This is a genomic window from Flavonifractor sp. HCP28S3_F3 (assembly GCF_052065355.1).
GTDB lineage: Bacteria > Bacillota > Clostridia > Oscillospirales > Oscillospiraceae > Flavonifractor.
Map to the genome: position 1 here is coordinate 23075 of NZ_JBQHUF010000021.1, position 9302 is coordinate 32376.

General features: G+C 52.9%; 11 protein-coding genes. 1 reads left to right on the forward strand and 10 read right to left on the reverse strand.

Annotation, left to right across the window (positions count from 1 at the left end; all coding sequences use genetic code 11):
* Positions 1-98: 98 nt before the first annotated feature.
* From ACTNB1_RS14145 to ACTNB1_RS14190, 10 genes are all read right to left on the reverse strand, one after another.
* A complete protein-coding gene (locus ACTNB1_RS14145; RefSeq protein WP_441170367.1) occupies positions 99-1763 on the reverse strand; it encodes a recombinase family protein in 1665 nt (554 codons plus the stop codon).
* 81 nt (positions 1764-1844) lie between these two features.
* Complete coding sequence (locus ACTNB1_RS14150) at positions 1845-2039, reverse strand: hypothetical protein (RefSeq protein ID WP_441170368.1); 195 nt, start codon at positions 2037-2039, stop codon at positions 1845-1847.
* A gap of 144 nt (positions 2040-2183) precedes the next feature.
* Entirely contained in the window at positions 2184-3122 is a 939-nt protein-coding gene (locus ACTNB1_RS14155; protein WP_441170369.1) for a rolling circle replication-associated protein, read from the reverse strand.
* Positions 3123-3184: 62 nt separating this feature from the next.
* A complete protein-coding gene (locus ACTNB1_RS14160; RefSeq protein ID WP_441170370.1) occupies positions 3185-3901 on the reverse strand; it encodes a hypothetical protein in 717 nt (238 codons plus the stop codon).
* Positions 3902-3905: 4 nt separating this feature from the next.
* Positions 3906-4685, reverse strand: a complete 780-nt coding sequence (locus ACTNB1_RS14165; RefSeq protein ID WP_441170371.1) for a hypothetical protein — start codon at positions 4683-4685, stop codon at positions 3906-3908.
* 59 nt (positions 4686-4744) lie between these two features.
* Positions 4745-5122, reverse strand: coding sequence for a hypothetical protein (locus ACTNB1_RS14170; protein ID WP_441170373.1), 378 nt, complete (start codon positions 5120-5122; stop codon positions 4745-4747).
* A 217-nt stretch (positions 5123-5339) separates the two neighbouring features.
* Complete coding sequence (locus ACTNB1_RS14175; protein WP_441170375.1) at positions 5340-6386, reverse strand: hypothetical protein; 1047 nt, start codon at positions 6384-6386, stop codon at positions 5340-5342.
* A gap of 57 nt (positions 6387-6443) precedes the next feature.
* Complete coding sequence (locus ACTNB1_RS14180; RefSeq protein WP_441170376.1) at positions 6444-6983, reverse strand: hypothetical protein; 540 nt, start codon at positions 6981-6983, stop codon at positions 6444-6446.
* Positions 6973-7701 (reverse strand): hypothetical protein, encoded by a 729-nt coding sequence (locus ACTNB1_RS14185; protein ID WP_441170377.1) that lies wholly within the window; start codon positions 7699-7701, stop codon positions 6973-6975. The genes ACTNB1_RS14180 and ACTNB1_RS14185 overlap by 11 nt, the downstream gene beginning before the upstream one ends.
* Entirely contained in the window at positions 7698-8315 is a 618-nt protein-coding gene (locus ACTNB1_RS14190; protein ID WP_441170379.1) for a hypothetical protein, read from the reverse strand. The genes ACTNB1_RS14185 and ACTNB1_RS14190 overlap by 4 nt, the downstream gene beginning before the upstream one ends.
* 146 nt (positions 8316-8461) lie before the next feature.
* Between ACTNB1_RS14190 and ACTNB1_RS14195 the strand changes: the two genes are divergently transcribed.
* On the forward strand, positions 8462-8773 hold the full coding sequence (locus tag ACTNB1_RS14195; RefSeq protein ID WP_441170380.1) for a helix-turn-helix domain-containing protein: 312 nt from the start codon (positions 8462-8464) through the stop codon (positions 8771-8773).
* Positions 8774-9302: the final 529 nt, after the last annotated feature.

The following is a 9302-nucleotide window of genomic DNA, read 5'->3' on the forward strand; positions in this document are numbered from 1 at the left end:
CCTGAAGTAAGTTTTGACAAGCACAAGGGGCCGCTGCCAAGGGCCATGTCCCATAAGGAAGTATCAATATTTGGAGAGAACGGCGTAACCTTACGGGGTTACGCCGTTTCTCTGTTCTGGGTGTCGGGTATCGTGACCTCACCCACCAGATTATAAACGACCTGCACCGCCTGGAATCGTCTGCCGTTGACCTTCGATGGAGCGTGAACAATCACCATCTTGATAAACTCGTTGACGATAGTGGGCGTCAGTTCCCGGACCTCCGTATATTTCTTCACCAGCGCCACGAATTGGGCCACATTTACGGCCTCCTCCTGGCCTTTTTCCAGGTCCCGCCGCAGTTCTTCCACTCTGGCCTCCAGCTCTCTCTGTTCGGCCTCGTAAGATCTGGAGAGGCGGTTGTACCGCTCCTCTGTCAGCTTACCCAGGGCGTGGTCCTCATAGACCCGCTGGAAAAGCCCGTCCAGTTCCATGCCCCGCTTCTCCGCCTTGGTCAGCTCTGCTTTCTTTCGGGCTAAATCCCGCCGCTGCTCCTGGGCGTCCTTTTCCATCACCAGACGGGTAAAAGCGTCCTCGTCCGCCTGGACATAGGCAAGGGTGGCTTGCAGGTGGGCCAGCACCAGGGCAGACAGTACCTTTTCCCGGATATAGTGGATGGTGCAGCTGCCCGTGTTGCTCTTGTAGTTGGCGCATACATAGTGGTCCTGGTCCTCTGTGGACCCCTTGTGGGTGGAGAAATACAGCTTGCTCATGCAGTCGGCGCAATAGGCCAGCCCGGAGAACAAACCCCGCTTGCCCGCTTTAGTGGGACGGCGCTTGTGCTTCCGCAGCTCCTGGACCCGTTCCCATGTTTCCCGGTCTATAATAGCTGGGTGAGTGTCGGGAAATACCTTCCATTCCTCTTTGGGGAGGTACAGCGTCTTTTTAGACTTGTATGACTTCTTCCGGGTCTTGAAGTTCACCGTACAGCCTAGGTATTCCATGCGCTCCAGGATTTTCACTACCGCCCGATGGTCCCAGCCGCAAGGGTCCGCTGTCGGCTTATGGGTAACAGACAGGCCCTTTTCCAGCTTGTACGCCGTGGGGGTCAGCACTCCCGCCGCTTTTAGCCGCTTGGCGATCTGCATGGGACCCAACCCCGCCATACACAGGCTGAATATCTCCTGCACTACCTGGGCCGCTTCGTCGTCTATTTCCCAGCCGTATTTATTGCCCTTGTAGCCATAGGGGACCTGGGTACACAACCGCTGTCCGCTGTTGCCCTTGCTGGTGAACACCGCACGTATTTTCTTGGAGGTGTCACGGGGGTAAAACTCGTTAAACAACTCCCGCACTGCCGTCATATCGTCCAGGCCCTTGGCGCTGTCGATGTTGTCCGTCACAGCGATATACCGCACCCCGTAATCCTCCGTGAACCGCTCCATGAGAGCGCCCACCAGAAGGCGGTTACGACCCAGCCGGGAATGGTCCTTGACAATGACGGCGGAGACACGGCCCTGCTCCACCAGGTCCATCATCTCCCGGAAACCGGGCCGGTCAAAATTCGTCCCAGTATAGCCATCGTCTGAGAAGTGCCGCACATTGAGGAAATGATGTTCTACGCAGTATTTCCGCAGGAAGTCCCGCTGATTAACGACGGACCCGCTGTCCCCCTCCTGCTCGTCCTCCTGGCTCAGCCGGTCATAGCAAGCAGTGATTTTTGCACCGTCGGCTGGAAGTTCGCCGGGGATAAATTTGCCTTTGATTGTATCGTACTGCCACATGAAATTAACCTCCTTTGTGTGGCAGAACGGGCTTGTGGTATGTCTATATTATACCTTATTTCTGCCTAAAAGTACAGCGTTTTATATAATTCTTGCAACTTTATTCCGCATTTTGCTTTCTGGTTCCTTCGTCAAAAGCCGTCTGATTCTCTCCCTCGCTGTTTCCTTTGCCTCCGGGCTGAAATAGCCATAGACACCGTATATCGTCCCGCTTATCTCCTTAAAAATAATGGGAGTCACGACCAGTACCCTGTCTTGTTCTTGTTGGTCACTCATAGTTCTGCCTCCTTGTTTTACCCTTTACTTGATATGGCGGATATTGCCTTTTTAGCGGTTGCCGTTGCGACGGCTATCTGTATGGGGTTAGTGGTGGGCGGCGCTTGCCGCCGGATTTTATTCTTTGGGCGTCTCCCGGACAGCTCATGCCTCTGTCTTTCCCGATGCTACGGCGGGGGCGGTTTCTTCCTCGACCCTGGCCCGGTTGTATTGGCGGTAGTTGATGATGTTCACCGTCTCGCCCTCGCTATTCAAGACCGCTATGGTTTTTTCATAGACAAGAGGGGCGTCCCTGATGACTTGGCGGGCCTCACCCTCGGTCATTTGCTTGACTTGTGGCCGCTTCACCCCTCTGGAACAGCGATATAAGTTGAATCCGCTGGGGTACAACCGCAGCCTCGCCCCTTTTACCACTGCTTTCCCCGCTGCCTTCTCCTGGATGTGGGCCGCTTGGAACTGTCCAGCCGTCACCGCCTCGGTCAGCTCCATGTCGCCCAGATAGGCGGTCAGATAGAGGCCCGGGTTATCCACGCCCTTTAGGCTCTTGGTCTTGGTAAATCCCTGCCCCCACAGACGGGCCATTTCAGTGTTGGGGATGAATGGGGCCTTGTCGGGAAACAGGAGCAGCAAATGGAGGTGCCACGCCCCACGGCCCTGTGGCTCTGCTGCCGCTATGTATTCACATTTCGGCTGTCTCTGTTTGTCCAGGTAGTAGTTCAGCCGCTGCCGGTAGCGGCGGAAGTCCTCATACAGCCGGGAGGGGTCACGCATATTTTCCCGGTAGGTCAGCGTTACCCATAGAACCCGGTCCGGGTCTGTCACATTGGTGTTGATGAGGTCCCGCAGCCTGCACAGACTTTGCGCCACGCTGGACTTGTCCTCTGCCCGGTTTTCCGTGTGCCGGAAAGCCTTAACTTCTCCCGTCCGTTTATCCAGGTATAGCTCCGCCGTCAGTTTTTGAATGACTGTTTCCGGGGGAGCATTTACACTGTACCGCACCTCTATAAGGTTTCCGCACTCTTTTACTGTTACACCGTCCCTGGGCCGGGGGCGCTCGTGTTCCTCTTTTCTGTTAATGTTCATAAAGAATCAAGTTAACAGGAGCGGCGGCTTCCGCCTACGGCTCCGCCGCCGCTCCCAGCTTGTCACCTTGTCAGTCCCAGCGAAAGGGCCTCTCGCAGCTTGGCGGTGTCCTTGATGATGGGGCACTGGATGGGGCGGATCGCTTCACTATTGCCGTTGACGATATAATATCCTGCCCGCCCTGTCACAGAGGGCAGGACTGCCCGGTCTATTCCGAACATCCCCGCTGCCTCCTTTGTGATATTGGGACCCAGGAACACCACATTCCCAAAATTCTCTCTCGCCCCGTTGTTGAAGTAAGCGCTGTCCGCACGCTGGACACTGACCAGCAGCTGACAGTTGAGGGAGCGGCCTGTTTGAAGGATGGAGGCCACAGCGGATTTCACAAGTTCCCCCTCCTTCTTGTCCAGGCCCGTTACCATAGCCGCCAGCTCGTCCACCCACAGCAGACACAGAGAGCGGTCCGGGTCCCCACCCAGCCTGTTCTCCAGGACGGTATAAAAATCCCGTATGCCGTTGACCGCGTCCCGGAATCGGTAATACCGCCCCTGTACCCCTTGGAGAAATTGGAAAAAATCATCGTCCTTGTAGTTGGCTATCCACAGACGGGCATTTTCCCGCAGCACCATGCGGGCTGCAAGCTGGCCGGAAAACACCGTTTTCCCCGTTCCGCTTGGACCAACGACCAGCCAATGGGGCGGGGCCGTGGGGCCAGGGGTCCAGTGGACCCCCAGCGCCACGCCCAGCTTGTAGGAATTGTACTCGTACCCTACCAGCATAATCTTAGAGGTCCGGGTCCTGGGGTTCGGCTTCGTCATCGTCCTCAGACCAGGTCAGGCCCTTGGCCCGGAGGGCGGCCACCTCGGCCTCGTTGGTGATGACTAGGTCCACCCGGTACTGATTGCCCAAGTCAAAGACACCGTCCACCACCAGGCCCGGCCATGTGCTGCCGTCCGCCGCAGTGTAAATAGCCGGAATAGAGATGGGCAGGTCCTGGGCGCGGAGGCGCTGAAAGATAATGTTGTCCAGGATATCCTTTACATCGCTAACGGGTACGCTGCACTGGCCCTTGGCGAGCACGAAATGGAATTTGGTGATAAGGCTTGCGGTAATATCGAAGTTGACCGGGGCGGTCACCGCCGACATGGAAAAGGGGGCCACAAGGCCGGGCAGGTAGCGGCACAGGTCAGTAAATAGGAGATACGCCGTTTGCATCATGAGCGGATAAGCCCGCTCCGCCCGGGCACGCACTTCCCCGATCACCGGAGGCGGGGGAGGTGGAGGCGGGGGAGGCGGGGTCTGTGGCTTCTTCCCGGCATAATACAGGATAAGCCAGACGATAAGGATGGGGATAATCAGATAAAACCAGAACTCGCAGACCAGAGCCACAAGCCCGCAGGCAGCGGCGCTCAGCCCACCGATGTAAAGGACCACCAGGAGGAAATGGAGTACAGCCTCCAGGGGATTCCGGTCCTCAATGGCTTGGCCACACTTGGTCCACTGACTGATCAGCGGAGATGCAAGCGCAGCAAAGAAAGCAATTAAAGTTTTAATAGTATTCATCTCCTTTATTAACAATGAGGGCGGCCCCGACCCTGCCGGGGCCGCTGGTTATGAGTTGGTTAGGTCTTGGAAGTGTTAGCCGCAGGGGTCACGACCATGCACTTCTCAGCGTTGGCGCTGATGCCCAGGCCGTTCCTGCCCTGGTAGGGGCTGGCCGTGAAACCCTCGAACCGGACCCGGATAAAATTTCCGGACAAACAGGCCGCAGCCACTTCCTCGGCGCTCACGGCCGGGGTGGTCTCCGGGGTCTTCACGACCAGCGGGGCACACTCGCTCTGGAGCATGAGGACGGTGTAACGGGTCCCAATCGTAGAGCCGGGATGGCGCTTACCGTCCGGGCCATCTATCCATTCCCGGTCCTCCGACACCCCGACAAGAAAGGGGGTAGCGGTACCGGTTGCCTGTTCACAGGTCAAAGAAATATTGAATTTTGCCATGGTATTACCTTCTTCTTAATTGTGTCCACCGTCCCCCAGGTCGCGACCCCAAAGGCGGCGGCTATATTTCAAATAGGCGTCCCTATGATGATATTCTGCCATAAGTAAAAAACATCGTCAAAAGCAACAATCATTTGTACTGTCCGCATTATTGCTGATAAAAGCGGCTGGTGTCATCTTTTGAACACCAGCCGCTTTTATGGGTATTTACTTACGCTTAATCATCCAAAAACATCATTTCTAACTCTGCTTGCTCTCGCCGGTCTACCTGTTCGACAAGACGTTCTTTGAAGGAGCGCACCACTTCTTCCGGACATTTACTTTTGTAATTGGTTGGGGTCTCCATAGCTGACAATACAAACTCTATGGCGGATTTGCAATCTTCCGTGTACTCATACATTAGCAGCACCATCCAATCGCCACTGTCTAAATGAAGTGCCAAATTGATAATCTCACATATTCGTTTTAGGGCGCTATCGGTTTTAGGAACTCTGTTAAATGTTTCCCGAGCCATGCTGACCAGGCGCTTTTTCAGCGCCTCTTGATTTTCCTGGGCAGCCCTTTTCGCTCTCAGTATTTTTTCGTCCAGTACATGGGCTTCCTCTGCATAGAAATGATATCGGGAGAACAACCGATGGAATGTATGCGGTGTCGTACACCGGCATAAGACCTGTTCAGTTTCTTCCCTCATTTCTCTAGGCAATGTAGCATAACAAAGCCAGAAACACCAAGTTTCTTCCCCCAGTGACAGTAATTCAAAAGACCGCAAAAAACGGATAATATCATCAGCATCTAACTCATTTAGCTGTTCAAGAAGATTCTCAAGTTTTTCATTAAAATAACTCGTTTCCCACTGGTATTGAGCTGCCATTTTATGCAATTTGCAAAGCGTTTCAAAGTATTTAACAGATTCTTCTTCCGGGAGTTGCTTACCCAAGTTATCCAAAACGCAAAACACATCAATCATCACCTCCATCGGCATAACGATTTTATTGTTAAGATAGCGCCTTAGACTTGTATCCTCACTAGGTACGTCCTGCACCAATAAACCGTTTTTTTCTTTCCAGGAAACAAATGCCTTTACCAAATCAGATACTTTATAGCCGTGGTCCTCTAACAGATACTTTATTCCGTCGGTTATGTCACTTAGGCTAAAGGTGCCGTTATTCAACGGGATATAGTGTACACCAGCTCGACCCCAGTCTATTTCATAATAAATCGGCTGTTTAATTTCTGGACGCATCTTTTTGGAGCCTTTTTTCATATAACCTCTCCTCAAAAACAAGTGGCGGACGGCCCTTTGACCGTCCGCCTTTTTGAATTATATATACTTATTCTGCTTTTGTCGAGCTATTTTGGCTTGTGTAAACTCTCGCTGAAAGCTGGCGATCTGTGCCGCGTCCATTCCTTTCCGGGGGAGCAGATAGCGGCCCTGGGTGGTGTTGACCTCCAAATCGTTGCGGTAGCTCAACCAGTACAGGGGGATGGTGAGCAGGCACAGCGCGGCGCACAGCTTCCACAGAAAATCCTGGTGGGGCAGGCTCCAGAATGTAACGCCAGGGGAGAAACTCCAAACATCTGGAATTTCCAAAAGGGTCTTTTTTACCTCGACAGAGGGAATGACCTTGATGCCTAAAGCAGCGAAGCCGAAGCACATTGGGACGGCCAGCATAAGGCGGGAATAGGTTTTGGTCAGCCCCACCCGCAGCACATTGAGCAAGTCCACCGTGACAGTTCCGGACGCCTTGCGCCGTTTGTGAATGTCATAGCGGTAATAGTTCCCGCTGAGGGTGACGGTTTCGGCGGTAAGGACAGCGGAGCAAGAGGCACCGCCGAGCAGAAAACCGGGGTTATTGCCCATTTGCGTCACCTGCTTTTAGGGCCTTAACCTGGGCTGCAAAGTGTTTCAGCTCGGCAGAGGAATATAGGCCGGGGTTAAAGGAAAAGGCCCCGGCGCTGTGGGTAATAAAAAATGCGGTATGCCTTTTATCCTGTATGATACCCAGAATAGACAGGATGACAGACGATGTGGACAAAACAACAGACACCGCGCAACATAAAATAAAAGAGTTAATCCATGGAAAAAGCCAGAACCAAATGGCATTACATACTACTTCTATAAACGCAATTATCAAAATTAGCTTGTTGACTGCCTGAAATTTTTTTACAAGAATCAGGATAATTGTCATAACGCTTCCACCGCACAAAAAAACTCTTTCAGCCATCCACACTAATGTAGGGAAACCTTCATTATATGTCCAGATCTCCCACATAAAAGGGTCGTTAGAGTATATTATCCAGAATGTCCAATTAATAAGTCCCACCGCCAACGCAACACCAATAATGGCCGACCACAAAAACCAGTTTGGCCCCGGTAAAAGGCCGTTTTCAGCTTTCAGCAGGTCAGCAGACGGTGTGATATAATTCCCCGTTTCGTTCTTGCAGTAAAGCCGCTTCTGGGTAAGAATGGCGTATGGCTTTTGATACTCCCCGTTCAGGTCTGATTCCGCGGCGTCCTCACCGATGACCGCCCGGGTGCGCTCGTCCTCCTCTCGGAAAAAGGGGTACTGTTCCCTCATAGGTCCCCGTCCTCCTTGCGGTGGTCTTTTAATAGGTGAAGCTGCCGCTGGAAGTCCCGAATGTCGGAAATGGGGTAATAACGAATGTCAAAACCAAAACTGCCGCCGGGGAAGGAAACGATAAAAAGAGATTTTCGACTGACAAAAAATTTGACTAGCAGGAAAACAGCAACGCCTATCATTCCAAGTCCACCATAAGCCGCCACACCGCCGCCGCCGCCATAACCTGCTAACCACAAGACGCAAAAACTACCTATGACAGCCAGCAGTAATCCTCCAACCAAGGCACCGATGTTTCTTGTGTAAGAAAAATTGCTGAAGGTAATATCCTCAATAGATACAATGCCTTCCTCAGTGGTTACTTTCATGTCTTTACCCGAACCGCTGAAATTCCTGCCCTTGTAGTAAAATCGCTTCTGGGTCAGGATGCCTACGCCCTTCGACACCGTGCCGCCGGATAGGAAATTTTGCAAATAGTTGCTGCCGATGGTGGACACAATGCTCTCGCTCTGGTCTACCAAGATACTTGCGCCCTTTTGCGGGGCCGCCCCTCCGCTGGGGGTGTAGTTCTGGGTCTCAATGGCGGTATCCCAGCCGCCGCTTTGGTTACTCATAATATCAGTCCTTTCAAGCTTTCATTCGCACACTTGCTGTGCTGCTCAAATTGTATTCTAACATAACAATAATATAGTTACAATACTTTCATATAATACCATCAAGCTTAACGATAAAATAGCTACAAAAGGATGGTGTTGAAAGTATGGATGTTCTGGAAAGGCTGCACCAGCTGTTGGAAAGTCAAGGATGGACAACCTATCGTCTGGCAAAAAACAGCAACTTGTCCCATGCCACAATAGCAAATATCTATAAGCGCAATACCATTCCTTCGGTCTCCACTTTAGAAGCAATTTGCAAAGGGTTTGGCATAACACTTTCACAGTTCTTTGCAGAGGGGGAAATGGTGGAGCTGACCCCGGACCTGGATGCGGTATTCCGTCAATGGGCGAATCTAACGCCTCGGCAAAAAAAGGCAGTATTAGAAATCATGAAAGCCATGAATGAAAAAACATAAAAAGCCCGGACACTTGAGAGGCGTACAAGTGTTCCGAGCTTTTTGTTGTTCAGAGAGAGGCTTGTCCGGTAACCTGAGAGCCAGTGGCCCGCCACGGGCGGAGCCTGGGCAAGTGACAGAGCCTAAGCAAGGCGGGGAATAAGGTGGGTACGCTCCTTCGCAATCCCCCGCTGGTTGGTGGTGGTTACCTGTGGCCTCGTCCCCGTGGGGATTGCTGTCGCTCTGACGCCCTGCGGGGCGTGGGATAGGCAGGGCCGAGAGGGACAGCACTGCTCGGTCTGTCTGCTACCACACCACAATAGACACAGGGACCAGAGCATAACAAAACCGGGGACCAGCTTCTTGCCGGTCCCCGGTTCTGTTCAATTTACCACTCGCCCGTCTGCCTGTCCTTGGGTTTCCTTATGGGACACGGGCAAATGGCAGCGGCCCCGTTTTATATGTCGCCCGGCTCCTCCTGGGGCCCCATCACAGATGGGGCGGCGCTTTGCGCCGTACAAGCGTTTTGGGCTTGCCCAAAACCTTGGCG